Genomic DNA, 25,307 nt, shown 5'->3' with positions numbered 1-25,307 from the left:
GCGGCATGGTTTAGCGCACGCTGAAAAGCGCGTGATTAATAGCGATAATGCTCAGGCTTGAATGGGCCGGTTTTGCTCACGCCAATGTAGGCTGCTTGTGCATCGGTCAAGGTGGTCAATTGCGCATTGAGTTTCTTCAACTGCAAGATCGCCACTTTTTCATCCAGATGTTTAGGCAGGGTGTAAACGCCAACCGGATACTTGTCGGTCTGGGTAAACAACTCAATCTGCGCAATGGTCTGGTTGGCAAAGCTGGAGCTCATCACATAGCTTGGATGACCTGTGCCGCAGCCCAAATTGACCAGACGGCCCTTGGCCAGCAAGATGATGCGCTTACCGTCCGGGAAAATCACGTGATCGACTTGTGGCTTGATCTCTTCCCACTGGTATTTTTCGATGCTGGCAACATCGATTTCATTGTCGAAGTGACCAATGTTACACACAATCGCCTGATCCTTCATTTTGGCCATGTGCTCATGCGTGATAACGTGGTAGTTACCCGTCGCTGTGACAAAAATGTCCGCATGTTCAGCGGCATAATCCATGGTCACAACGCGATAGCCTTCCATCGCGGCTTGCAGGGCACAAATCGGGTCAATCTCGGTCACCCAAACCTGGGCAGACAAGGCACGCAATGCTTGTGCAGACCCTTTACCCACGTCACCGTAACCCGCAACAACGGCAATCTTGCCTGCGATCATGACATCGGTCGCACGCTTGATGCCATCCACCAGAGACTCACGGCAACCATACAAGTTATCAAACTTGGACTTGGTCACAGAGTCATTCACGTTAATCGCAGGGAAAGCCAGCTTGCCTTCTTTATGCATTTGATACAAACGGTGCACGCCCGTGGTGGTTTCTTCGGTCACGCCTTTAATCGCAGCCAAACGCACGGAGTACCAGGTAGGGTCTGTTTTCAGCTTGGCCTTGATGGCGTTAAACAAACAGATTTCTTCTTCTGAAGTGGGGTTCGCCACCACAGACAAATCTTTTTCGGCACGGCTACCCAAATGCAGCAACAGGGTCGCATCGCCACCATCATCCAAAATCATGTTGGAGTAACCACCATCCGTCCACTCAAAAATACGGTGGGTGTAATCCCAATACTCTTCCAGCGTTTCGCCTTTCACGGCAAACACGGCAGTACCCGTCGCGGCAATCGCAGCGGCGGCATGGTCCTGGGTTGAGAAAATATTGCAAGAAGCCCAGCGCACTTCAGCACCCAAATCCTTCAGTGTTTCAATCAGCACAGCGGTCTGGATAGTCATATGCAGAGAGCCAGTAATGCGCGCGCCTTTCAGTGGCTGTTGCGCCGCGTACTCTTCGCGGATTGCCATCAGGCCAGGCATTTCAGTCTCGGCAATCGCAATTTCCTTGCGACCCCAGGCGGCCAGGCCCATGTCTGCGACTACATAATCTTTGATATCAGCTACAGTATTCATGTTTCAAATCCTTAAAAAAATGAAAACTGAGCAGGAAAAGTTCGATAAGAACCGGTGGCAACGTTGTTCACCTTTTTTCCGTGCTCGCACAGTGAAAAGTGAACGCCGTTGAGATGCTTTACAGCAAATGCTCTGAGCCTGGGAGTCGAGTGACTCTCGCAGCGTTCCTCAGAAGTTGCGAATTATACGCGAACCCAAGGATTTTACAAAAAACAAATCCTGAGCAATCAAAGAACAACCACTGAAAACCTGCTCAAATAGCTGCCTAGAAATACCCTCTTTACCGATTCATTAAATTGACCGAATTACCTGCTGCTACTCTGTCAAATCAGTTTCACCCGCCTGTGCCATGATGACATCACGTTCTCAAATATCCTCATTTAGTATAGAAAGGTGATTACTATGACCATGTATCAAGTAATGGATGAAGAAAATCATTGCATCGCAACCTTTCATCATTTTCAGGAAGCCATGTATACCGCACAAGACTTCACCCTGTGGGATGATGAACATTACTATCATGTCGAAGAGCTGGATCTGGCCGTCGCCTAAGCAAACCGTCCCGACATCAAAAGAAAAAAGCGCCAGTTAAGGCGCTTTTGTATTGGGGCTGACACAACACCGCCAGCCTCGCATCAAGGCAAGGTTTTCATCGCCACTTTGAGCTCTTCAGCCTTTTCGGCATCCAGCTGTGTCAGCGTATCCACATTGGCCAAGGCTTCGATATGTTTACCGTTGGACTCCGCAATCAGTCCCAGGTAATAAAAAGCCTGACTATGCTGATCGTTCATGCTGACGACACGGTGCAAGTGTTGCTCAGCCATGGTGAGATCCTTGGTTTCATATTCAGCGGCGGCCAGATAAAACCATGCTTCTGTATTATGAGGTTCCTGAGTCGTCCATTGCTGGGCAATTGTTTTCAGACCAGCCCAGTCCTTGTGCAGGTAAGGAAACACCACTTTCATGAAATAAGGCCATTCAGCTGCCGGCTTGCCCCAGAAAGGCAGCTCGCTTTTGACTACAATCGGGCCCGCTGGCTGCGCGATCAAAGCCTGAACCCAATCAATCGACATGTAATAGTAGTAGGCATCTTTACCAGGGCTCTTGAGTGTAATCAGGCCGACCAACGCACCCGTCTCATCAAACAGACCACCACCACTGGCGCCTTGTCTAAAACTGCTGGTTGCCCGCACAATCACGGAGTCATCCATGGCAAACAGCCCCTTGACCACCCCTTGGCTGCTCACAGGCGCGGCGACAAAACTCGGATAGCCGATATTAAACACTGCCTGTTCGTATTTGAGATCGCGGCTGGACTTCATGGTGACTGGGCTAATCGGCAGGTCATCCATTTGCAGCATGCAAACATCATGCTTCCAATCCGGTTTGACACCCACGGCATGGTAAGCCGCCCCGCCACTGACCACGCTGATACTAGTGGCATTGGCAACCACATGGCAGTTGGTCACGACCTGATTTTCAGCCACCACGACGCCTGAACCCAGCCCGTATTGCCCGTTTTTCAGGCCGACTTGCACACGCAGCACGCGGCTGTTCAACGCCTGCATGAGCTCGGCAGAAGGCTCTGCCATCAATGGGATTGCCAGGCAACCTAACAAACATCCGATCAACCATTTTGCCATGTCTTGCTCCAATCTGCGAAGGTAGGCAACAAGGAATGCACTACCTGTAATACGTTTTGGAAAGCTTCTTAAACTGTTTATAGCAAAACGTATTCCAAGCTGGAGAATGCGGGCTCACTTACCGCCAGACTATGGGGAGACCATGAGAAAGAAAGGAGAGATTTTATATTTATATATACAAATCAATGAGATACGGAAAAATAACTGTCGTATCACTGTAGTCTCTCAGTCGACTGCTTGAGCGAGCGGCCAGAAGTGCCGCAGCAGACCGCTCAGCACACGCACAAAATCAGTGCGCAAAATCAGTGCATGCACTACCGAGTCGCACACCTTATCGGTTTTGCAAACACCAGCAACGGGTGAACGGCTAAAACTGCAGTGAAAGCTGGGATGCTGCCAAGCTTTGTGCACTCACGGAAGCCGCACTCCGATTTGATTTTTTGCGGAGACTGCCACGGTCTACCTTGGGAAAATGGCGCGACTTGCGCGAAGCATGCCGCTGCAAAATATCTGCGACAGCATGCGCTGGCATGGTCTGCCTGATTGCAAACCAATCCTGCTTGGCTGTCTGGATGGCCTCGCCAATATCAACCATGGGCATAGGATAGTCGCGGCCAATCAGGCAGCCATACCGCCGCTGTAAACTCGGAGGCATGCGCCAGGGTTCAAAAATCCAGCTGTCTGGCACCTGTCTCAAAACAGGCAGCCACTGGCGGACAAACACCCCCTGAGGGTCCTGAGTCAAGGCTTGTTTAACCGGATGGTAAATGCGCAATGTATTGATGCCGGTCGTGCCAGACTGCATTTGCACTTGCGGCCAATGAATCCCCGGCTCGTAATCAACAAAAGCACTGGCCAGATGCAACCCGCTTGGCCGCCAGGGCAGTTGCAACAAATAGCTGGCGGTACTCATGAGCATGGCGCGCATGCGAAAATTCAGCCAACCGCTTTGATTGAGCATCTGCATGCAGGCATCTACCAGTGGCCAGCCGGTCTGGGCAGCCTGCCAGGCTTGTAAACGTAAGGCGACCCCAGCATCGGGTAACCGGGACTGTAGTGCCTCGAAGCCCCGGTAAAAACTCTGGTGTTCAATCCGCGGTTCGCTTTCAAGCTTTTGCATAAAATGGCAATGCCAGTGCAAGCGGCTTTCAAAACTGTGCAGCTGACGGCGCTGTTGCACGTTTTCAGTCTGCTGCGCACGGGCCCGGGTAGCCTGTACCACGGTACGCAGGCTCACAGCGCCCCATGCCAGATAAGGTGACAGGCGGCTACAGGCCTGGACAGCACTGAGCGGGCTGGAAATCCCCCGCTGATAACCATGTACGCGGCGCGTCAAAAAATCCGCCATCACCGCCTCAGCCATCCCTATACCGCCAACCTGACGTTCCGCTTGCGCGTGGCCAGCCACTGCTGGCAACCGCTCCAAGCCATGATCCGGTAACCGAACAGCAAGTCCGGATGCAGGCACCGCAATGACAGGGGCCTGCATGCGTAACGCCCACTGCGCTTGCCACTGTTGCCGGTCTGACAGGCGTCTCACCACCCCATTCTGCGGCCATTCCTGCCAGACGATTCCTTGCATCCTGCACCACGCTTGTACCTGCCGGTCGATGGTATAGGTGTGATGATTGCCGGTTTCTTCGTGGCTATACAGTCCGGCGATCCCAAATTTTGCATGCAGCCTCTGTAACAGCGTCAAGGGGTCGTGATGATAGACATGCAAATGCAATCCCAGCTGTTGCAAGGCATCTGCCAGCCCCTGCAAACACTCGCGCACGAACATGGCCTGACTGAGGCTGGCATCCTCTGCCGACCACACTTGTGGGGCCCAGATAAAGAGCGGCAAAACCGGCCCAGCCTCACAGGCGGCAGACAGCGCGGCATGATCCGCGACACGTAAATCGCGCTTAAACCAGACCACATGCACATCACGCAGAGGCATGCTGGCCAATCCAGTCGCAAATATCTTGCAGCAATGGACTGTTGCCGCGCAGGGGTCTGGCCAGCTTGGCGACCATATCCACATGGTTGTAGTTGGCATAAGTCAGCAACTTGACCTCGCTGCCTTGCGCCTCAAGCGCACGCGCCAGATTGATCGAGTTTCTGGGCCAAACGGTTTGGTCTTTCAGGCCGGCCAGCAGCAGTAAAGGCGGATGTTGGCCGCTGACAAAACGGATAGGCTGTGATTGCCACTCCTGCTCAGCAGGTGCAAAAATCGCGCGCAACGTATCCGAAGTGAGCGGCAAAAAGTCATAAGGCCCGGCCAGGCCTATGGTGCCTTTAATCGCCGTGGGTGATAATCCGACAGCCGCCAGATAGGCAGCATTCAGGGTCAGCATGACGGCCAGATGTGCGCCTGCAGAATGCCCCATCAAGAAGACACGCGACGCATCGCCTTGATACTCGGCCACGTGTTGCTTGACCCATTGCAATGCCAGAGCGGGGTCTTGCATCAATTGCGGAAACTTAAGTTCGGGATAGAGCCTGTAATCGGCAATCACAACCAGCATGCCTTGTGACGTCAACGCCTCCGCCACAAACAGGTAATCTTGCTTGCTGCCAGACTCCCAGCTACCGCCATAAAAAAACAACACCACAGGGCGTGGTGTTGCAGCATGGTCACGTGGCTGATAAATATCCAGGCGCTGCCTGCTGTACGGCCCAAAAGCGATATCGCGATGGATGCGCATACCTTTATCGGGAATCACCGCGTTTAACAAAGTGACTGGCCGACAGGCCGAAAGCAGCAGACCGGCCAAGCCAGTCAACCAGCTACGCCGCGTCAATTGAGGATTTTGCAGATTCATAGGCATTGATGACCATGCCCAAGATAGAAAATTCCCGTCGCAATAATGATTGCTATCGTTAATGATTGGCAATATAGACGCGGTTACGGCCCTGCTGCTTGGCCGTGTACAAAGCAAAATCTGCCATTTTCATCAGCTGCGTCAAGCCATCCTGCGTCCCCAATTGCGCGGTAGACACCAGCCCAAAAGAGGCCGTGTAGTGAATTTGCTCTCCTTGCTCGCTCATCACACTGTGATCAATTTCCGAGCGCAAGCGCTCAATCACATGTGCCGCTTCATGCAGATCCGTCATCGGCATCAGAATGCCAAACTCTTCGCCCCCCAGACGCCCAACCATGTCGCTGGTACGCAAGGCACTCACGCAGCGCAGGCAGAAGTTCTGCAAAACCAGGTCGCCAGCATGATGTCCATATTGGTCATTAATCTTTTTAAAAAAATCGATGTCCACCATGGCGAATGAAAACGAGGAGCCATAACGCTGATAGCGCCTGATTTCTGACTCCAACTCATGAATGAAGTGCCGCCGGTTGGCGATCCCGGTTAAAAAGTCAGTAAAGGCAAATTTGTCTGCTTCAAGATGCAAATGGTATATGCGGCCCCCAACAAAGAGGCCTACCAGCAAAAACAGGGTCACCAGCAGCGCTGCGTAAGTGATGCCTTGATGGGTGTGCCGCTCCATGCGCTTTTCACTCTCGGCCACATACTCGTTGGCGCGCAAGTCCGCATGCGCGAGTATGGCTTCGTTGAGCTTTGCCACCTTGGCAAAGCGCGCATTCCAGGCCGTCTCAATCAGGGTGCTTGCTTCGGTATACTGTCCCTCAGCCAATTGCTTGATTACCGAGGCTGTCATTTCGTCCAGCGCTTGAATATTCTGTTTGAGCAGCGGTAATGGCGCACGATCTCCCGAATAATTACGTTCTATGCTGGCGATTTTTTGTTGGGCAGCGGCCTCATGCCCCTTAATCGCAGCCACGGTATTGATCAAATGCACGCTGTCCGCCTGAATCAGCGTGGCATAGAGCAAATCGCTTCGGATCTGATGCAGCTGAGACTCCAGCGCCTGCGCAGCGTTGGAAACCGTAAAAGACTGCTCATAGAAATTGCGAGTGGTCTGGTGCATCTCCCGCATACTGGAAAAATAAATCCAGAGGAATAGCAGCACACCGATCAGAACGATCATAAAACCGGCGACAAGGATATACAAGACTGCTTTTCTACGCCTGATACTCATATCATGTACGCCACCAAAGTCGCCAAAGAGAAGGTTAAGTGCTGAGCAGGGCCGTGATAAACGCCCACTCTTTGGGATCGACCGGGGTAATCGACAAGCGGTTCCCTTTTTGCAAGACACGCATGGTGGCCAGGGCAGGCGTTTCCCGCATCTCTTTCAAACTCAGCAATCGCGTTTTGCGCACGAGCTTGACATCTACGTTCACCCAGCGTGGACTTTCCGGTGTAGACTTGGGATCAAAATACTTGTGCCCTTGCACAAACTGAAAACGGTCGGGATAGGCCAAGGTGCTGACCTCGCAAATGCCGACGATGCCAGGCTCAGCACAATTGGAGTGATAAAACAACACGCCATCGCCCACCTTCATCTGGTCACGCATGAAGTTGCGCGCCTGATAATTGCGTATCCCATACCAGTCTACAGTTTGATTGGGGAATCCCGCCAAATCATCAATGGAGACATCCGAGGGTTCGGATTTCATTAACCAGTAACGCGCCATGCCTGAAAACCTTCTTTACACATCTAAATGCCAGTATCATAAACCAAGTTAGAGCACAGTTGAAAATCATGACAAAAAACGTTTTAGGCACCCTTCTGATCCCTTGCAGTATGCAACCAGTCACAGGCTTTATGCGTGATGGTTGTTGCAGTCACCACCCGGAAGATTTAGGTAAACATACCGTCTGCGCAGAAATGACAGATGAGTTTCTGGCGTTTTCGCAAGCGCAAGGCAATGACTTGTCCACCCCCAGACCAGACTATGCATTTCCCGGGCTCAAGGCTGGTGATCGGTGGTGCCTGTGTGCGAGAAGATGGCTGGAAGCCAGTGAAGCCGGTTACGCGCCGCCAGTGATTCTGGAGTCTTGCCACGAAAACTGCCTGGAAATCATTAGCCTGGCGGACCTGAAATACCACGCCTTGAGATAACAAGACAAAGGTGCGAGAGGGGATGTGCTAAGGGGTTACCTGAGCCGCTAATCCTGAACCAAAAAAGTTCAGGTGGTAACAGCCTAAGGTACATTAGGTTCGCACGCCAAGGGCGTCTTAAAAGACCGCCCAACTTAGTGCGATCGCACCGCACCTGATGAGCCGAAACCTATAACAAAGACTAGTTCAAGGAATTTTGGACTCAGGCAACGCCTTAGCACACCACATTTATGATACGTCATTTAATACTAATGACGGTTAAAATTTTGTGAAATGAAGCGGATTACAATAATTTGTGCTGGCCGGACAAAACATCATCGATCTGCTGCTGCATGGTAGAAATGCGCTTTTTCACATCGCCCACATCAACCCCGCCGCTACGCGTATTCAACAACTCATGGGTAATGTTCAGCGCGGCCATGATCGCAATCCGCTCCACACTCACCATCTTGCCCACATCACGAATTTCGCGCATTTTACCATCAAGGTAACCCACCGCCTGCAATAAACTGTCGCGCTCTTCGTCGGTACAGGTCACGCTAAACGCGCGACCCATGATCTCGATATCAATCGGCTGCTTGGCCATGACTAACGACCTTCCTCAGGCAATGCCGACAACAACCGCTCCAGCTGTACACTGGCTTGCGTCATGTTCAGCTTTAGAGATTGTGACTCCTGATGCAAACGCGTGACCTCCTGACGTAACTCCACGTTTTCGTCACGCAGCTGGCTGCACAAAGCAATCAGCTTCGTCACACGCTCTTCAAGACTTTTCAAATCGGCATCCATCAGCCCATTATCTTTTAAAAAAACGAGTGTGGTCAATAGCTAAGCGCATTTTTTCAAAGTAAATTAAGAATTTGAAGCCCCTCGCAAGACACCATGCAACTGGTCAAAGTCAGTGCTTTAGACTAGAATGCCGAACAGTTGTCAGGTGCCTGCGTCTGCGTTCTTGCAGACAAGGGTGAAACTGGGAAACAGGTGCGCGAACCTCGTTCGCAATGCCTGTGCTGCCCCCGCAACGGTAAGCAAGTGCGGGTCTATCCATACGCCACTGAGTAAAAACTTGGGAAGGCGATAGACCAAAACTTGCCAGCCCGGAGACCGGCCTTATAACTTAAATAAGCATGGAAATACCGCGGGGTGACGGTTTCAAAACGAATGACATTCTCAAGCTATTAAATGTCTCCATCAATGTCTTTGATGTTGAGCCTGTCTACCTTGCGTTTCCTTTTTACTTTTTGCATGCGGGGTCGCATGCATTATCGGAAACAATCATGAATAAAAAAATCATTTTGGGACTCATCGCCCTTTCTCCTACGCTTACTCAAGCGCAAGAAGTCTTTTCAAATAGTAGTAGTGAAATTGCTTCACTGTCTTTGGATGAAGTTACTGTAACGGCAGCCAGGGTTCCCGTTTCGACTAAAACAGCTACTGGAGATGTTACTGTCATTACTCACGATGAAATTGATCGTTTAAAAGGCAGTTCACTTCCTGACTTGCTCAGACTGCAACCGGGTTTACAAATTTCCACCAATGGAGGCATGGGAACCGCAAGCAATGTATTTTTACGTGGCACCAATGCGGAACAGGTTGTGATTTTAGTGGATGGCTTGCGCATTAATTCGGCAACATTGGGTACGACTGCGATTGAAAACCTGCCGCTTGCGTTGATAGATAGAATAGAAATTCTTCGTGGCCCAGCTTCCAGCCTGTATGGCGCAGATGCCATTGGCGGAGTTATTCAGATATTTACTCGGCGGGGGAAAACCGATCAAACAAGATTTTTTGGTAGCGTAGGCGCAGGTAGCTATGATACCTACACAGGTAGCGCAGGGTTTGGCAGCCGCTATCGTGCCTTGCAATTTGGGGGGCAAATAAACAGCTATGACACACGCGGCATATCTGCCAAGAAACACCCACCTCAAGCCATTGATCGCGATCGGGACGGCTATCGTAACTTGAGTGGAAGTGCCTATGCCGACTTAGAGTTCAGAGAGGGACACAGCCTGGGCGTCAACTTCATGGAATCTGATGGACGGAATGATTTTGACAATGCATATAACAACTACTCTACAACCAATCAGCAGGCCTATGGCGCAACGCTCAAAAATCAACTTACTGAACATTGGAACAGTACCTTAAAATATGGAATCGGTCGCGAGCGCTCGTTTAGCCTGAATAGCGCTACCAGTAATAGTAAATTCGACTCAAAGCAGACTCAGATCACATGGCAACACGATTACTCCCTAGCTGTTGGGACCTTAACATTTGCCTACGATAGACTCGAACAAGATGTAGATACTTTGTCAAATGGCATTCCAAGCATTAGCAGAACAAGAAATGATGACGGCTTTCTTGTGAGCTTTGTGGGAAACCGTGCTGCACACAGCACCCAGATGTCAGTGCGTGAAGACCATAACAGTCAATATGGCAACTACGTTACGGGCGGTTTTGGTTATGGTTATACATTTTCGCCAGAATGGAAAGTCACTGCTCAATATGGTTCTGCGTTTAGAGCACCTACATTTAACCAATTGTATTTCCCTAGCTTTGGTGATCCAACGCTCAAACCAGAAAAGTCTGATAACTTTGAAACGAGCCTGCGGTACCAAAACACCGCCATACAGGCCAAAATGACTGTATTTGAGAATCACATTCGCGACCTGATTCAGAACGTTGGGCCTGCAACCTCAGGATGTTCCTTTACAGGATTCTGCCCCGTCAATGCCGGTAAAGTTGTTATTCAAGGACTAACCATCGAGGGAGGTGCCATGCTGGACGATGAATGGCAACTCGCTGGAAACCTCACTATTCAGTCCCCAAGAAGCGATGATACAAATAAACTGCTGCCAAGAAGAAGTCAGCGCTATGGCAATTTGCAGTTGCTATATAAATCAGGCAATTGGAATGCTAGCACCGAACTCTCAGCATCATCAGCTCGTTACAACGACGCGGAAAATAATTTCAGATTAGGGGGCTACACTTTATTAAACGCTTCGCTTGGCTATCAGTTAGCTTCCCACTGGAAACTTCTCGCGCGGGCAAACAACCTTTTGAATAAAGATTATGTATTGGCAACCACCAAGAGCTCGTTTTCCCCCAACGCGCCTGATTACAACACCATGGGTACCAACGTCTTTATCAGCCTGAATTACGATATGAAGTAAACCGGGAACGGGGGATTTTGCCCAAGCCCGTGCGAATTGGGCTAAAATCCACGTCTTATAATTAACCTTAATTTTGGAGTCGTTGGCATGCCACGTAACCTTTCAACTCAGTCTCTGGCAATTGGCTTTCTCATTGCCTTGATGGTCATTATCACGCGTGGTCATCATTTTGCTTCGATTGATTTTTTACCGAGCGCTTCTTATGCAGCGTTTTTTATCGCGGGTTATTACCTGCGCTCAACGCTGGTGTTTGTGGCCTTGCTGGGATTGTGTGCTGCGCTGGATATGGCAGCCATCACCTGGGGCGGTGTGAGTAATTTCTGCGTGACCCCTGCTTATGGCTTTTTGTTGCCGGCTTATGGCAGCATGTGGCTGGCTGGCCGTTGGACTGCGTCGAACACCACCTGGCAATTAAGCAGCCTGTTCAAGCTGACAGGGGCGGTATTGGTGGGATCTGTGCTTGCTGAGCTGTTTTCCAGCGGTGGGTTTTACTTCTTTGGTGGCCGCTACGCCGAACCGACCCTGGTTGAGTTTGGCGCGCGTCTGGTCAAATACTTCCCGAAACAAATTGAAGCGATTGCATTTTGGGTTGTGGTTGCAGTGATTGCACATGTGGCATTTGGCCTGGCCAAGCGCTCCGTGCGCGAAAACGCTTAAGTATTCCGCACCATGGAAACCAATGATCGCGACAGTCGCCACAAGGCGCGCATGATCCGCAAAAAAGCGGTCATTGACGAAAAAATCGAGCAGGCCAACCAAGAAAAGGGCCTGCTACTCATCCTCACAGGCAACGGCAAAGGCAAAAGCTCTTCTGCCTTTGGCATGGTGGCCCGCTCGCTGGGCCACGGCATGCGTGTTGGTGTCGCCCAATTCATCAAAGGCCGTTCAGATACGGGCGAAGAAGCCTTTTTTCGCCAGCATCCTGCTGTCACCTGGCATGTGCTGGGCGAAGGCTTTACCTGGAACACACAAGACCGCCAACGCGACACCGAAACCGCCATGCGTGGCTGGCAGATTGTGGCCGGGATGCTGCAAGACCCGGCCATTCAGCTGGTGGTGCTGGATGAGCTCACCTACACCTTCAAATATGGCTACCTCGATGAACAAATGGTGTTGGATGCCATCGCCAAACGCCCACCCATGCAACATGTGGTCATCACTGGCCGCGGCGCTTCCGAGGCATTGAGAAACGCTGCCGATACGGTGTCTGAACTGATGGATGTCAAGCATGCCTGGCGTGCAGGCATCAAGGCCCAGGCCGGGATAGATCTGTAATGCAAGCAACGGCGGCAAGCTGCCGAGCCATGTTAATGGCGGCCCCGGCGTCTGGGCAAGGCAAAACCATGGCTACCGCGGCATTGGCGCGCGTGTACCGCAACCGCGGCTTACGCGTGCAGGCGTTCAAATGCGGGCCGGACTTTATCGACGGCATGATTCTGCAAGTGGCAACTGGCAAGCCAGTGTATAACCTGGACCTTGGCATGTGTGGTGAAGCCGATGCACAACGGCTGCTGCACAAGGCCGCCCAAGACAATGACGTGATTCTGCTCGAAGGGGTGATGGGGCTATATGATGGCAAGCCTTCATGCGCCGATATTGCCGAGCGCTTTGGCATCCCTGTCGCACTGGTGCTTAATGCCAAAGCCATGGCACAGACCTGTGCCGCGGTTGCCTATGGTTTGTATGGCTTTCGGCCCGCCCTGCAGCGCGCCGGAGTGATTGCCAACCAGGTCGGCAGCGAGGGTCATGCCAATATGATTAAAGAAGCACTCCCCACGGACATCCCCTGGCTGGGTGCCATGAAATATGACACGCAACTGAGCTTGCCAGAGCGCCATCTGGGCTTGCATCTTGCTCAGGAAATCACGGACATAGACCAGCGCATAGAAGCCGCTGCGCAACTGCTGGGGCAAGACATGCCATTGCCGCCGAGCGTGCAGTTTGCCGCACCCGAACAGCAGGCGATAACACCATTATTGCAAGGCAAAACCATTGCCGTGGCTAAAGATGCTGCTTTCTGTTTTACCTATCAGGCCAATCTGGATCTGCTACAGACACTGGGCGCACAGATTGCATTTTTTTCACCCTTGCACGATACGCAATTACCGGCTGCGGATGCTTACTGGCTGCCGGGTGGCTACCCGGAATTGCATCTGGAGCGACTGCACCACAACCACAGCATGCGTGAAGGCTTACGCGCAGCCGCCGAATCAGGCAAACCCATATTGGCTGAATGTGGCGGCATGCTCGCACTGGGTGAAACACTAAATGGACAACCCGCCTTCGGTCTGTTGCCCGGCAGCGCCGCGCTTCAGCCCAAATTGCAAGGCCTGGGGACGCAGCATGCAACCTTTTCAGCGGCTGACAACAGCGCAACTGGCGATGACGCGGCGACGATTGGCGCGCACACTTTTCACTATGCCCGCTTTGAGACCAACTTGGCGGTCATTGCGCAAGGCAAAGGTAAATATGGCGCTGGCGAGCCAGTCTATCGGCACCAATCCATCACTGCCAGCTTTCTGCACTTTTACTTCCCATCCAATCCGGCCTTGGCCGCCCAATTTTTTCTGTCATGAGTTTCGCCTACCCTGATACCGACAAAGCGGCGATTTACAAAGTGATTGCCGAACGACGCGATATGCGGCATTTTTTACCCACGCCTATCGCCCCCGAGTTATTGCAGAAATTACTGCAAGCTGCCCATCACGCGCCCAGTGTCGGCCTGATGCAGCCATGGCGGTTTATTCGCATCAGCGATGTCGCACTGCGAAAAGCCATCCACACGCTGGTCGATGAAGAACGCAAACTCACGGCCCAGGCCATCGGCGAAGTTGAAGACACGGCGCGCATGGCCGAGTTTATGCGCCTCAAGGTGGAAGGCATTTTGGACTGTGGCGAAGTGCTGGTAGCCACCTTGTGCGACCAGCGTGAAAAACACATTTTTGGCCGCCGCACATTGCCAGAAATGGACCTGGCCTCGGTCAGCTGTGCGATTCAAAACTTGTGGCTGGCGGCGCGTGCCGAAGGCATAGGCTTGGGTTGGGTCAGCCTGTTTGACCCGCACCAACTGGCGCAATTATTGAATCTGCCCGAGGGCGCCAAACCAGTCGCCATTTTATGCTTGGGCTATGTGAATACGTTTTACAAATCGCCCATGCTGGTGGAAGAAGGCTGGACGACAGAAAAACCGCTCGCTGACATGCTGATGGAAAATGGCTGGCAACCTCACGAAAGCACACACACATGAAACGCTGGCCACAACGCATCGTCTGCCTGACCACCGAAACGGTGGAGGTACTCTACTTGCTGGGTGAGCAGGACCGTATTGTCGGTATTTCCGGCTTTACCACGCGCCCGGCCATCGCCCGCAAAGAAAAACCCAAGATCAGTGCCTTTACCAGCGCCAATATTGAAAAAATCCTGGCGCTGCAGCCTGATCTGGTGCTGTGCTTCTCTAACTTGCAGGCCGATATCGCGGCCTCACTGATCAAAGCCGGTTGCCAGGTGCATGTGTTTAACCAGCGCAGCCTGAATGAAACACTGCAGATGATACTCACCGTCGGTAATCTGGTCGGGGCCAGCGAAAAAGCAGAAGATTTAGTAGCTCGCTACCAGGCACAATTGGGGGCAGCCCGCCAGCAGGCAGCCAATTGGCCGCGCAAACCCAAGGTCTATTTTGAAGAGTGGGATGAACCCATGATGTGCAGCATCCGCTGGGCGGCTGAATTGATTGAAGCCGCCGGGGGCGAAGATTGCTTCCCAGAACTCAGCGCCTTTCATAGCGCACGTGACCGCACAGTCACGGCAGAACAAGTGCTGGCCAGACAACCGGATATCATCATCGGCTCGTGGTGTGGCAAGAAATTTCAGCCAGAAAAAGTCAAAGCACGCGAAGGCTGGCAAGCCATGCCTGCGATTCGTGACGGGCATGTTTACGAAATCAAATCTGTTGATATTTTGCAGCCTGGGCCTGCCCTGTTTAGCGAAGGCCTCCCGCAACTGCAGGCGATTATTCAACGCTGGCAACAGCAAAGGAGCGACACATGAGCACCCATTTGATTTTAGGCGGCGCCCGCAGTGGCAAAAGTGCCTACGCCGAGCGCCTGGCCTCTGTGCTTGAGCTGCCGGTCACTTATATTGCCACCGCGCAGGTCTACGACGATGAGTTCGCCAAACGCGTGGAGCATCACAAAACCCGCCGCCCGCCTTACTGGGGCTTAGTAGAAGCGCCATTTAACCTAGGCCAGACCTTGCTGGAAAATGATGCACCCGACACCTGCCTGATTGTGGATTGCCTGACTTTATGGCTTGCGCAATGTATCTGCCCGGACTGCGACAAACCTGAACGGCTGGACTGGCAGGCGGAAAAACAGGCACTGCTGGCGGCCTTGCCGCAATTGCAAGCACACGTATTTTTAGTGAGCAACGAGGTCGGCATGGGCATTGTGCCCTTGGGTGAAATCAACCGCCAGTTTCAGGATGAACAAGGTCGCCTCAACCAGCACGTGGCAGCGGTTGCAAACCACGTTAGTTTTATTGCCGCAGGCTTGCCATTAACGCTTAAATAACAAGAAAGACCTGTATGAAAAGATTGTCCCTCGCCCTGCTCGCTTTAGTCACCGCTTTGGCTGCCGAGGCGCATGTGCCCTTTTTAAAACCTAACCAGTTCAATGTGACGCATCATCGGCTAACCATTGAATCTGCGTTTACCGAGTTTCCATTCCAGGCCGACTTCGCCATGGACTCGCCTAACTTCACCATCACGTCCCCTGCCGGCGAAGTGACTGCCATCAAACCGATCGCCAAAACCAAGGCGGCGGTGTATCTGGAGCCCGAATTAAAAGAAGAAGGCACTTACCGCATCAGCACCGGCCAGCGTGTAGGGCCTGTTTATAAAGCAGTAGAGACGCCGGATAAAAAACTGTATTTTGCGGCCGACATGAAACGGGTTAGCGGCAAGCCGACCACCATGAACTATTACAGTTATGCCGACACTTATATTTTCAAAGGACAACAGAAATACAAACCTGTGCCTTTAAACAAAGGCCTGGAAATTATCCCCTTGGCCTCGCCCAATGGGGTGCAATTAGGGGGTGAACTCAGCTTGCAAGTCCTCGAACATGGCAAGCCGGTGCCTAATGCCCGCATTATCGTGGTTACCGATAACGAGCACTTTAGCAAGCGCCGCATAGAGGACCTTTACGATGTTGAAAACGTCAGGCCATCCAACCTCCATGCCAATCAGCAAGGCGAGTTTACCTTCAAACCACAAAAAGCCGGCTTGAACTTCCTGTTTGTGACGGTGCATCACCAGCTCAATGAACACCTGTGGGAAAGCCTGAACGCTTCGCTGACGCTGGAAGTGAATTTACCGCCAGAGACGGCAAACAAGCCTTAAAATGACTGCTTTGAGGTATTGAAGGGAAACACCATGCAAACGACGACTTTTGAACTGAGAGGCGAATACATCGCGCTCTGTGACTTGCTCAAACTCGAAGGGGTAGCCGACAGTGGCGGTCAGGGTAAGTCTATGGTGGCGGAAGGATTGATCAAGGTTGATGGCGAAATTGAACGCCGAAAAACCGCCAAAATCCGCGCCGGACAAGTGGTGCAGGCGTTTGAACAGACTATCCAGGTCGTGGCTGCTTAATCTGGCTTAAAGTCTTGCGGCAGATAAGCCGCCAGCGCAGACCAGTTGAAGTGCTGCTGCACACTGTCTGCCAATTTTTCCAGGCTCTGCTCGCGCAATTGCGTGTAATCGTAAGCCACTTGCTCAGACAAACCAGCCCATTGTAACCAGGCAGCGCAAGCTTGAGGATGGTCAAACAGGCCATGGATATAACTGCCTGCCACCTGCCCATCTTCGGATAACGCACCCTCTGCCTGGCCACTCAGCAGATGCACCGGGCGTGCTAATGCCCGTCCGGTACTGACGCCCATATGAATTTCATAGCCTTGCAATTGGGCATTGGCAAACGCCAACTGACCTGACACCTGCTTGAGCTGTTTGTGCGCCTCTAGGGTGGTTTCCATTTCCAGCCAGCCCAAGCCGGCACTACGGCCTATCTCGCCCTCCAGCCCTAGTGGATCATGCAATTGCTGGCCCAGCATCTGAAAGCCACCGCAAATGCCCAGCACTTTGCCACCGTAACGCAAATGGCGCGCGATCCGGGGCTCCCAGCCATGTTCACGCAAGGCCGCCAGGTCACCGCGTACATTTTTGCTACCAGGCAGGATGATAAGATCAGCCGCCGGCATCTCTTCACTCAACCGCACAAATCTGAGATCGACCTGCGGGTGCAAACGCAAGGCATCAAAATCAGTATGGTTGGCGATATGCGGCAATACGGGCACGACGATGGTCAACTGTATGTCTGATTTGCGTGCGCTTGTGGTGGCTACCGCATCTTCGGCTTCCAGATGCAAGTCATGCAGATACGGCAACACGCCAATCACGGGCTTGCCTGTGCGTTGCTCCAGCCAATCCAGCCCCGGTTGCAGCAAAGCAAGATCGCCGCGGAATTTATTAATCACAAACCCGACCACTCTGGCCTGTTCGCTTTCAGATAACAACGCCAGCGTGCCAACCAGGTGGGCAAATACACCACCCTTATCAATATCAGCCACCAGAATGACCGGACAATTCACTGCTTCGGCAAAGCCCATATTGGCAATATCGTTAGCGCGCAGATTGATTTCAGCCGGGCTGCCCGCCCCTTCTACCACGATGCAGCCATATTGCTGCTGCAAGCGCTGGTAGGATTGCAGCACGGCTTGCATGGCGGTCTTTTTGTAGTCATGGTAAGTACTCGCTTCCTGGTTACCCACCACCCGGCCATGAATGATCACCTGGCAGCCGGTATCCGAGTTAGGCTTGAGCAAGACCGGGTTCATATCGGTATGTGGCGGCAATCCGCAGGCCATGGCCTGCACCGCTTGCGCACGGCCAATCTCGCCGCCGTCTTCAGTCACCGCCGCATTGAGCGCCATGTTTTGCGGCTTGAATGGCGCCACCGCCACCCCGCTGCGGTACAATACGCGGCACAATCCTGCCACCAGCGTACTTTTACCGGCATCCGACGTGGTGCCTTGAACCATTAATGTTTTCACTGCCTGCTTATCCATCCCCTGATTATCTCACACTCGCCGGGCTTGCCTGTGGCGCGGTGCTGCTGGATGCCTGGCTGGGAGAGCCTCGGCGCTGGCATCCATTGGTCGGTTTTGGCTGGTTAGCGTCCACCCTTGAAAAACGGTTGAATCCCTTATCCATGCAACCGTTAGGCAGACAATATATCAGTGGTATCGTTGGTGTGCTCCTGCTGGCGTTACCAGTGCTGATTGCGTTGGTATTACTGATGCAAGTCTCCGTCTGGCTCGCGCTCGCATTGCATGTGTATTGCCTGTACTTTGCCATTGGTCAGCGCAGCTTGCGCCAGCATGGGCTGGCTGTTTATCAGGCCTTGCTGGCCGGGCAATTTAAGCAGGCACAGCTTGCCACCTCGTATATGGTCAGCCGCGATGTGGAGGCGATAGAGCCGGTCAGCGCAACCATAGAATCCGTGTTGGAAAATGGCAACGATAGTGTATTCGGCGCCCTGTTCTGGTTTTTTGTCGCGGGTGGCCCTGGGGCGCTGGCTTACCGCCTTGTGAATACGCTGGACGCCATGTGGGGCTATAAAACGCCACGTTATTTTTATTTTGGCTGGGCCGCCGCACGGCTGGATGATGTATTGAATTACATTCCGGCCCGCCTCACAGCCATCACCTATGCACTGCTCGGACACACCCGCCTTGCCTGGCAATCCTGGCGATCACAGGCATCGTTATGGGATAGCCCGAACGCAGGCCCGGTCATGTCCGCTGGGGCAGGCGCACTCAATGTACAGCTCGGCGGGCGCGCCCGCTATCATGGCGAATGGCATGAGCGCCCGCGTCTGGGCACCCACACGACCCCTACTGCAGAGGATATCCCACGCGCCTTGCAACTGGTGCGCAATGGCATGCTGAGCTGGCTGATGGTGGCGCTATTGATTGGAGGGTTAGCCTATGCTTGAGCACGGCGGCAACCTGCAGCAAGCGGCGCAGCAATACGGCAGACCACTGGCCGACTGGCTGGATCTCTCGACCGGCATCAACCCGCAACATTACCCGATCGCCGCACTGCCTGCCGCCTTGTTTCATCGGCTGCCTGCTGCGGCATACAGTTTGCACGCCATGGCAAAAGCCTATTACGGCGCACCGCATGTGCTCGCCTGTGCGGGCTCACAAGCGGCCCTGCAAGTGTTGCCGCGTTTGCGCGCGCCTTGCCACGTCGCCATGCCGCGCACCATGTATCAGGAACACGCACATGCCTGGCAACAAGCCGGTCACCAACTGCACTTTTTTGAACAGTCCCCAGACGACGTCCTGTTGCAACAATGCGAGGTGTTACTGGTCTGCAACCCCAACAACCCGACCGGCCAGAAGTACGCCGCTGAGACGCTGCTTGCCTGGCATGCCGCATTAGCGCGGCGGGGCGGCTGGCTGGTGGTGGATGAAGCGTTTATGGACAGCACGCCACAACACAGCCTCGCCAGCCAGAGCGGTCAGGCAGGGTTATGGGTGTTGCGTTCTCTAGGCAAGTTTTTTGGACTGGCCGGGCTCAGGGTCGGCTTTTTACTGGGGGAGCCTACGGCCCTGGCGCAAGTGGCCGCTCTGCTTGGCCCCTGGACCCTTGCCGGCCCCAGCCAATACCTGGCCGAGTTGGCCCTGGCGGATCGGTCATGGCAGCAACAGATGCGTGCACAGTTGCCTGTGCAATCGGCGAACTTAGCGCAACTGCTGACGCAATATGGACTGCCCCCTTACGGCGGCACGGATTTATTTCAATATGTACAACATCCTGGCGCGCACCAGTTTCACCAGTCTTTGGCCCAACATGGTGTGTGGACGCGTTATTTTTCTGCGCCACAAGCGCTGCGGTTTGGATTGCCCTCTGAGGTCGACTGGCCGCGGTTGGCGCAGGCGCTGGGATCACTTACCGTTTAACCCATTCACCGCCTGCACAATGGCAGCCAGGTCCCTGGCATGCGACGCCTCACTTGCCTGCAAGCCCTGCCATACGCCTTGCTGATTCTCCAGCGGCTGATTCTGGCTCACCTTCCATTTGCCAGTCAGTTGCGTGATTTCTATCGAGATGCCCACAGTCGCCTGCATCATCCGCTCAATATCGTCAGCCGGTGCATCTTCAAGCTGCCACGGCTGTTCAAACTCGGCCTCATGCTGCGCAGTCAGCACCCGCAAATGCTCGCGCAACCAATCCGCCTCTTCAATCAACCGTAATTGACCTTGCACGTGGACCACCACGTAATTCCAGGTGGGCACCCCTTTTCCGCGCTGCGCTTTGCTGTGGTACCAGGAGGGCGAAACATACGCATGCGGACCATGAAAAACCGCCATCACGGCTTGCGCTGACGCATTCTGTCGCCAGTGTTGCCAAAGCGGATTGGCACGCGCCAAATGCCCGCATAAGCGACCAGCCTGCAAAGACAGTGGCAGGTGGTTCACCTCCAGCCCGGTCGGCAACGAGGTAATCAATGTCGCAAAAGGATAGCGATGGATCAATGACAGCAGGGCTTCGTCACTCGGTGCAGAAAAATGTTTAGGGAGATACATTTGATTCATCCTGCGACTGAGCCTTAGCCTGTGACTGACTTGTGACCTGCGATTGATTGGTGACAGGCGATACCCACAACACCTGCCCCCTGACCATCACAGCCGCCTGTCGCGTTTGGTTACCAGGGTCGCATCCCAAAGGACGAGTCAGGTTTTGCAGGCATACCGGCGGCTGGCTGGGGGATAGCGCTTGTTGGTGAAAGGGATGTGCAGGGATCACACATGCAGCCAGTAGTGTCAGCACCAGCACACTGCTCAGAACCAAAGACATGATGACGCTCCTTCATGAAAGATAGCGTGATCGTAATCGCCAAAACCAGTACACTACATATACACTTTATGCATCAATCTACAAAACTGTACAGGCCCATCTACCATGCCAGTCACACAGCCGCTAATCACCATTAACCCGCTTGAACCGATACCACTGGTTGAGCAAATTGTCAGCGGGATCCAACAACAGATCGCTCAGCGGGTGCTACGCACCGGTGCGCGCCTGCCGTCTATCCGTGATTTTGCCGCGCAACATGGGGTCAGCCGCTTTACCGTGGTCGATGCTTACGACCGCCTGGTCGCGCTGGGCTACCTGCTGTCGCGGCGCGGCTCTGGCTTTTATGTGGCTCCCGTCACCCCTTTGCAAACGGCGGTAACAGATACGTCTTATCTGGAGCGGGCAGATGATGTATTGTGGCTGTTGCATAATACTTTCAGGGATGTGCCAGAGGCGATCCGGCCGGGCTGCGGCTGGCTACCCAAGGATTGGCTGGATCAAAAAGTCATTCAAAAAAGTCTGAATGAATTATCCAGAAAGTCTGGCGGCTTTTTAACGAGTTATGGCGACGTCAGCGGCTATTTACCGCTCAGGCAGTTGCTCGCCCAAAAAATCCTGGGCGAGATCGGTATCCACGCTGAGGCCTCGCAACTGCTCATCACCAACGGCGCTTCGCATGGGCTGGACCTGATCGCCAGACTCATGATCAAAGCGGGCGATGTGGTGCTGGTGGATGATCCCGGCTATTACACCTTATTTGGCCTGCTCAAATCCATGGGCGCCCAGATTGTTGGCGTGCCGCGCGGGCTCCATGGCCCAGATATCGCACAACTGGAGCAGCTGTTGCACATACACAAGCCCAAGCTGTTTTTCACCAACACCGTGCTGCATAACCCGACCGGCACCAGCACCAGCCTGGCGGTGGCACACCAGTTGTTACAGCTGGCAGAAAAATATGGTTTTTATCTGGTGGAAGATGATATTTATGGTGACTTTCACCCACAGACGGCGGTCAGGCTCGCCGCCCTGGACCAGCTCAACCGCGTCATCTATGTCAGTAGTTACTCCAAAACCATTTCTGCCAGCCTGCGTGTGGGCTTTATCGCCTGCCAGGCAGAATTGGCGCGCAGGCTGCTAGACCTCAAGCTCCTGACAGGGCTGACCAGCTCTGAAATCAACCAGCGCGTGATGTACCAGATCCTGGTGGAGGGCAGGTATCGCAAGCATATGGAGAAAGTACGCAACCGCCTGGCAGTCAAAAGAGGGCAAGTCATTCAGGCGCTGGAGCAATGCGGGCTGACGCTTTACACCGAACCGGCCGGAGGCATGTTCGTCTGGGCCAGCCTGGGCCATGGCAGGCAGGCGGCCGAAATCGCCAGTCTGGCGACCAGACAGAACGTCATGCTGGCCCCTGGCAACTTGTTCAGACCCTATCAAGAGCCTTCATCGTGGTTGCGCTTTAACGTGGCGCATTGCGAGGGCGACAAGGTATTTGAGCTATTAAGCACCGCCTAGCGTCTTAACGGGTTTACAAAACCGATCTTGGGAATCGCGCCTGACACATCCAGGTGGCGATGCTGGCAACGTGACGCTGCTGCCGCTCAGGGGTATAACAAGCGACCCAAGAGTAGGCGTCGACGTTAAGAGCACCCGGGCCGATCAGGCAACTGGTGCTGTGCCTGATCTTCGATGACCACGCGCCGATTGGGTTGCAAACATAGAATCAGTGGCTCTCCATGTATGCCCTGACAGCTGACTTTGGGATCGGCCTCGCCTTTGCCTACACTTTTCAGTCGGCCGGACGCTACGCCTGCCTGCACCAGATAGTCTTTGACCTGATTGGCTCTTTGTTCAGAAAGCCGCTGATTGTATTGTTGCTTGCCGATGCGGTCGCTGTAGCCGGTCACCATCACCAGCTCAAATTCAGGATGCGCGTTTAACTTGCTCACCACGTCATCCAGCAATGGTTTTGCGCCTTCACGCATCTGGGCTTTATCAAAATCAAACAGCTTTTCTGCCGACAGCGTAATTGTTTCAAACTGGGCTTTGCAATCAGGAGGCGGCGCGGCGACCGGGAGAGTCGCAGTTGTTCTGGGCTCAGATTGTGTGGCTGGTGGCATGGGGCGTGTGACCGGGGCATTGGGTGGCGGCATGTCGTTTACAGCCATAATGGCCGGCGGCGGTGCGCCAAAACGCCACATACCACCGACATTGAACAGATCGTTAGCAATGGTGCCTGAGGTATCCACGCTGGTACCCGGTGCATGGGCATCAGACTTTGACCATTGCCGTCGCCAATCCACCTGTACGCCAAAGCGATCGCTGATGATCCATTGCGCGCCCAGACCGGCATTGCCCATCCAGGAGGTGCGCATTTCATGATGCAGCCCAGGCAGATTGCTGTAATCCACATTATTACGTGCGACGCCACCGCCTATCAGTAGAAATGGCCGTAGCGCCTGACGGCTGAACAGATATAACACGTCAGCACCCAGGGTGATTTGTTTGTAATGCCCGCCGACGCCGGCGATGCCGGTATCTTCAGCCACGCGATTGTAAGTAAAACCGCCTTGCACATCCCAGTCAGGCGAGAGCTCCTTGCCCAGCTTGATAAAAAAGCCGCCGCCATGCTGTTTGGCATCCAGTTGGTCATCGGTGCGCAGGCTGCTGGCCCCCGGTAACACATACCAGTCGCCCTGATACATCTGCCCGGCATGTACCATGCCGATGTTCAGGGATAGCAAGGTGGCTATAGTTATAGTTTTAAGCGGAACATTCATGACAGCAGGATGCATACGATGCCTTAAGTAAGTAAAAATGGGGTGCATGAACCAGTGCGCAAGCCTGGCCAGGCGACATGTTGTCAGTCAATTAAATCCGTCCGGTCAACAGCAAGATGAGCAACACCAGCAATATCACCCCCAGCCCGCCGCTGGGCAGATAGCCCCAGTTCTGGCTATGCGGCCAGCGCGGCAAAGCACCAATCAGCATCAATATAAAAACAAGGATCAAAATCTGTATCATGGTCATGGTCTTCTCCGTAGGCAGCGTCAGCAAGTGCGCTTATTGGTGCGTGATGTTGTCACGCAAGGCATCAATCTGGTCATGCGTGAGCGTGCACTCTGCCGCTGTATGGTTTCGAGTGATCTTCAATATGAACCCGGCGCATCTCCGCGCCTGAGTTTTGTCTCTGTTAAAAAACTACTGTATCTTCAATTGATTATCGACTTTGCTCACCTCGGGCATCGCTTGCACAATCTCCACGGCCTTATCGCGGCTGGCCAGCGAAGTGACCACCCCATTCAGAGTGACGACCCCGTTGAGGGTGCTGACCGCAATATCCATGCTGGCAAGACTGGACTCGGCCAGAAACGCAGCTTTAACCTTAGTGGTAATAGCCGTATCAGAGAGCGCTTCCTTTGCGGCATCCGTCTTGTTTTCCAGTGGGTCTTGGGCCTGGCCCAGACGCTGCTCGGCACTTTCGACGGCCTGGTCTATCTCCTTACCCACATCCTGTGCGTTCTTGGGGTCATTGCAGGCGGTCACGGCCAGACCACACAGCCCGGCGATAAAAATATGCCTGATTGCTAAACGATTCATTCCCTGCTCCTCAATTTGTTAATCGCAGCCAGGTGACGATTGCATCACGCCTGCCCGGCCATGCTGAAAACACAAGCTGCATGTTGATTGCTGCCATTATTGGAATGAATGCACCCGGGGTCTGTGCGTTAGCGCGCTTAGCGGGCAGCCACCGGAATCATGGTCAGCCATTGCATCTACAGCTAGCGCACAGACTAAGTGTTGATGCGGAGATAAGCTCTTTGTCTACGCTTACTCAACCCTGACTCAAGAGGTCTCAACATGAATACGATGAATCACAAAAGCAACAAGCTGCTGGCTGCCATACTGTTTATATTGCTGACAGGATGCAGTGGCATGACCACACGAGATAAAAGTACAGCGATTGGCGCTGGCGTGGGCGGTGTAGCGGGTGCAGTGCTGACGGGTGGAGGTGCACTGGGTACGGTGGGTGGGGCAGCCGTTGGCGGCATCATTGGCAACCAGATTGGCAAAGACAAAAAATAAGCGGCTAGCTATGCCGCAGCGTCCTCGGACGCTGTCGCCCCACACAAAAAAACATCCCCCGCGGCGGATGCCA

The 25,307-nt window shown here is 53.4% G+C and carries 29 protein-coding genes and 2 riboswitches; of the genes, 15 read left to right on the top strand and 14 right to left on the bottom strand.

Annotation, left to right across the window (positions count from 1 at the left end; all coding sequences use genetic code 11):
• Positions 1–35 precede the first annotated feature (35 nt).
• Positions 36–1,445 carry an adenosylhomocysteinase gene (gene ahcY / locus Q9292_RS04445; protein WP_194748830.1) on the bottom strand — a complete coding sequence of 470 codons (1,410 nt, stop codon included), beginning with the start codon at positions 1,443–1,445 and terminating at the stop codon, positions 36–38.
• A 93-nt stretch (positions 1,446–1,538) separates the two neighbouring features.
• Positions 1,539–1,621: riboswitch (S-adenosyl-L-homocysteine riboswitch) on the bottom strand.
• Positions 1,622–1,847: 226 nt separating this feature from the next.
• Between ahcY and Q9292_RS04440 the strand changes: the two genes are divergently transcribed.
• Entirely contained in the window at positions 1,848–1,997 is a 150-nt protein-coding gene (locus Q9292_RS04440) for a hypothetical protein (RefSeq protein WP_194749138.1), read from the top strand.
• Positions 1,998–2,080: 83 nt separating this feature from the next.
• Here the strand turns inward: Q9292_RS04440 and Q9292_RS04435 are convergent, their stop codons facing one another.
• The 5 genes from Q9292_RS04435 to Q9292_RS04415 all read right to left on the bottom strand — a co-directional run bounded on the left by Q9292_RS04435 (position 2,081) and on the right by Q9292_RS04415 (position 7,625).
• Complete coding sequence (locus tag Q9292_RS04435) at positions 2,081–3,088, bottom strand: serine protease (RefSeq protein WP_313985254.1); 1,008 nt, start codon at positions 3,086–3,088, stop codon at positions 2,081–2,083.
• 367 nt (positions 3,089–3,455) lie between these two features.
• Positions 3,456–5,030 carry an FAD-binding domain-containing protein gene (locus Q9292_RS04430; RefSeq protein ID WP_313985251.1) on the bottom strand — a complete coding sequence of 525 codons (1,575 nt, stop codon included), beginning with the start codon at positions 5,028–5,030 and terminating at the stop codon, positions 3,456–3,458.
• On the bottom strand, positions 5,017–5,895 hold the full coding sequence (locus Q9292_RS04425) for an alpha/beta hydrolase (RefSeq protein ID WP_313985248.1): 879 nt from the start codon (positions 5,893–5,895) through the stop codon (positions 5,017–5,019). The genes Q9292_RS04430 and Q9292_RS04425 overlap by 14 nt, the downstream gene beginning before the upstream one ends.
• 58 nt (positions 5,896–5,953) lie before the next feature.
• Positions 5,954–7,075, bottom strand: coding sequence for a sensor domain-containing diguanylate cyclase (locus Q9292_RS04420; protein ID WP_379074392.1), 1,122 nt, complete (start codon positions 7,073–7,075; stop codon positions 5,954–5,956).
• An 85-nt stretch (positions 7,076–7,160) separates the two neighbouring features.
• Positions 7,161–7,625, bottom strand: coding sequence for an EVE domain-containing protein (locus Q9292_RS04415; RefSeq protein ID WP_194748834.1), 465 nt, complete (start codon positions 7,623–7,625; stop codon positions 7,161–7,163).
• A 68-nt stretch (positions 7,626–7,693) separates the two neighbouring features.
• Here Q9292_RS04415 and Q9292_RS04410 point away from each other — a divergent pair, with 68 nt between their 5' ends.
• On the top strand, positions 7,694–8,053 hold the full coding sequence (locus Q9292_RS04410; RefSeq protein ID WP_275357727.1) for a DUF2237 family protein: 360 nt from the start codon (positions 7,694–7,696) through the stop codon (positions 8,051–8,053).
• A 283-nt stretch (positions 8,054–8,336) separates the two neighbouring features.
• Here Q9292_RS04410 and Q9292_RS04405 read toward each other — a convergent pair whose 3' ends face one another.
• Both Q9292_RS04405 and Q9292_RS04400 read right to left on the bottom strand, forming a co-directional pair.
• Positions 8,337–8,639 (bottom strand): cell division protein ZapA, encoded by a 303-nt coding sequence (locus Q9292_RS04405; protein ID WP_194748836.1) that lies wholly within the window; start codon positions 8,637–8,639, stop codon positions 8,337–8,339.
• Positions 8,640–8,641: 2 nt separating this feature from the next.
• Complete coding sequence (locus Q9292_RS04400) at positions 8,642–8,878, bottom strand: hypothetical protein (RefSeq protein WP_194748837.1); 237 nt, start codon at positions 8,876–8,878, stop codon at positions 8,642–8,644.
• Positions 8,879–8,968: 90 nt separating this feature from the next.
• Positions 8,969–9,181, top strand: a riboswitch (cobalamin riboswitch).
• On the opposite strand from Q9292_RS04400, the gene Q9292_RS04395 reads away from it, so the two are divergent.
• The 9 genes from Q9292_RS04395 to Q9292_RS04355 all read left to right on the top strand — a co-directional run bounded on the left by Q9292_RS04395 (position 9,181) and on the right by Q9292_RS04355 (position 16,873).
• A complete protein-coding gene (locus Q9292_RS04395) occupies positions 9,181–11,223 on the top strand; it encodes a TonB-dependent receptor domain-containing protein (RefSeq protein ID WP_313985239.1) in 2,043 nt (680 codons plus the stop codon). Its footprint overlaps the riboswitch before it by 1 nt.
• 87 nt (positions 11,224–11,310) lie before the next feature.
• Positions 11,311–11,880 carry a hypothetical protein gene (locus Q9292_RS04390; RefSeq protein WP_194748839.1) on the top strand — a complete coding sequence of 190 codons (570 nt, stop codon included), beginning with the start codon at positions 11,311–11,313 and terminating at the stop codon, positions 11,878–11,880.
• Between the two features lie 12 nt (positions 11,881–11,892).
• A complete protein-coding gene (cobO, locus tag Q9292_RS04385) occupies positions 11,893–12,498 on the top strand; it encodes a cob(I)yrinic acid a,c-diamide adenosyltransferase (RefSeq protein ID WP_194748840.1) in 606 nt (201 codons plus the stop codon).
• Complete coding sequence (locus Q9292_RS04380; protein ID WP_313985232.1) at positions 12,498–13,799, top strand: cobyrinate a,c-diamide synthase; 1,302 nt, start codon at positions 12,498–12,500, stop codon at positions 13,797–13,799. The genes cobO and Q9292_RS04380 overlap by 1 nt, the downstream gene beginning before the upstream one ends.
• On the top strand, positions 13,796–14,470 hold the full coding sequence (bluB, locus tag Q9292_RS04375) for a 5,6-dimethylbenzimidazole synthase (protein ID WP_313985229.1): 675 nt from the start codon (positions 13,796–13,798) through the stop codon (positions 14,468–14,470). Before Q9292_RS04380 ends, bluB begins: the two co-directional genes overlap by 4 nt.
• Complete coding sequence (locus Q9292_RS04370; protein WP_313985226.1) at positions 14,467–15,270, top strand: cobalamin-binding protein; 804 nt, start codon at positions 14,467–14,469, stop codon at positions 15,268–15,270. Before bluB ends, Q9292_RS04370 begins: the two co-directional genes overlap by 4 nt.
• Entirely contained in the window at positions 15,267–15,791 is a 525-nt protein-coding gene (cobU, locus tag Q9292_RS04365) for a bifunctional adenosylcobinamide kinase/adenosylcobinamide-phosphate guanylyltransferase (protein WP_313985223.1), read from the top strand. Before Q9292_RS04370 ends, cobU begins: the two co-directional genes overlap by 4 nt.
• A 14-nt stretch (positions 15,792–15,805) precedes the next feature.
• Positions 15,806–16,621, top strand: a complete 816-nt coding sequence (locus Q9292_RS04360) for a DUF4198 domain-containing protein (protein ID WP_313985220.1) — start codon at positions 15,806–15,808, stop codon at positions 16,619–16,621.
• Positions 16,622–16,654: 33 nt separating this feature from the next.
• Complete coding sequence (locus Q9292_RS04355) at positions 16,655–16,873, top strand: RNA-binding S4 domain-containing protein (protein WP_194748846.1); 219 nt, start codon at positions 16,655–16,657, stop codon at positions 16,871–16,873.
• Here Q9292_RS04355 and Q9292_RS04350 read toward each other — a convergent pair.
• A complete protein-coding gene (locus tag Q9292_RS04350) occupies positions 16,870–18,321 on the bottom strand; it encodes a cobyric acid synthase (protein ID WP_313985797.1) in 1,452 nt (483 codons plus the stop codon). The two genes, Q9292_RS04355 and Q9292_RS04350, sit on opposite strands and share 4 nt — an antisense overlap.
• 2 nt (positions 18,322–18,323) lie before the next feature.
• Here Q9292_RS04350 and cbiB point away from each other — a divergent pair, with 2 nt between their 5' ends.
• Both cbiB and cobD read left to right on the top strand, forming a co-directional pair.
• Positions 18,324–19,277, top strand: a complete 954-nt coding sequence (gene cbiB / locus Q9292_RS04345; RefSeq protein ID WP_313985215.1) for an adenosylcobinamide-phosphate synthase CbiB — start codon at positions 18,324–18,326, stop codon at positions 19,275–19,277.
• Positions 19,270–20,250 carry a threonine-phosphate decarboxylase CobD gene (gene cobD / locus Q9292_RS04340; RefSeq protein ID WP_313985212.1) on the top strand — a complete coding sequence of 327 codons (981 nt, stop codon included), beginning with the start codon at positions 19,270–19,272 and terminating at the stop codon, positions 20,248–20,250. Before cbiB ends, cobD begins: the two co-directional genes overlap by 8 nt.
• On the opposite strand, the gene Q9292_RS04335 is transcribed toward cobD, so the two are convergent.
• Positions 20,236–20,877 carry an FMN-binding negative transcriptional regulator gene (locus tag Q9292_RS04335; RefSeq protein ID WP_313985209.1) on the bottom strand — a complete coding sequence of 214 codons (642 nt, stop codon included), beginning with the start codon at positions 20,875–20,877 and terminating at the stop codon, positions 20,236–20,238. The genes cobD and Q9292_RS04335 overlap by 15 nt on opposite strands.
• Positions 20,864–21,148, bottom strand: a complete 285-nt coding sequence (locus Q9292_RS04330) for a hypothetical protein (protein WP_313985206.1) — start codon at positions 21,146–21,148, stop codon at positions 20,864–20,866. The genes Q9292_RS04335 and Q9292_RS04330 overlap by 14 nt, the downstream gene beginning before the upstream one ends.
• Positions 21,149–21,253: 105 nt before the next feature.
• On the opposite strand from Q9292_RS04330, the gene Q9292_RS04325 reads away from it, so the two are divergent.
• Complete coding sequence (locus Q9292_RS04325; protein WP_275357754.1) at positions 21,254–22,663, top strand: PLP-dependent aminotransferase family protein; 1,410 nt, start codon at positions 21,254–21,256, stop codon at positions 22,661–22,663.
• A gap of 125 nt (positions 22,664–22,788) precedes the next feature.
• Here Q9292_RS04325 and Q9292_RS04320 read toward each other — a convergent pair whose 3' ends face one another.
• The 3 genes from Q9292_RS04320 to Q9292_RS04310 all read right to left on the bottom strand — a co-directional run bounded on the left by Q9292_RS04320 (position 22,789) and on the right by Q9292_RS04310 (position 24,748).
• Complete coding sequence (locus Q9292_RS04320) at positions 22,789–23,943, bottom strand: OmpA family protein (protein WP_313985200.1); 1,155 nt, start codon at positions 23,941–23,943, stop codon at positions 22,789–22,791.
• A 76-nt stretch (positions 23,944–24,019) separates the two neighbouring features.
• Entirely contained in the window at positions 24,020–24,178 is a 159-nt protein-coding gene (locus tag Q9292_RS04315; protein WP_275357757.1) for a DUF3309 family protein, read from the bottom strand.
• A gap of 171 nt (positions 24,179–24,349) precedes the next feature.
• On the bottom strand, positions 24,350–24,748 hold the full coding sequence (locus Q9292_RS04310) for a BON domain-containing protein (RefSeq protein ID WP_275357758.1): 399 nt from the start codon (positions 24,746–24,748) through the stop codon (positions 24,350–24,352).
• Between the two features lie 261 nt (positions 24,749–25,009).
• Here Q9292_RS04310 and Q9292_RS04305 point away from each other — a divergent pair, with 261 nt between their 5' ends.
• On the top strand, positions 25,010–25,234 hold the full coding sequence (locus Q9292_RS04305) for a glycine zipper 2TM domain-containing protein (protein ID WP_194748855.1): 225 nt from the start codon (positions 25,010–25,012) through the stop codon (positions 25,232–25,234).
• Positions 25,235–25,307 lie beyond the last annotated feature (73 nt).

The sequence above is a fragment of the Methylophilus sp. VKM B-3414 genome, assembly GCF_032248435.1.
Lineage (GTDB): Bacteria > Pseudomonadota > Gammaproteobacteria > Burkholderiales > Methylophilaceae > Methylophilus > Methylophilus glucosoxydans.
Note: the sequence above shows the minus strand (reverse complement) of the source record. Positions and strands in the feature narration are given on the sequence as shown.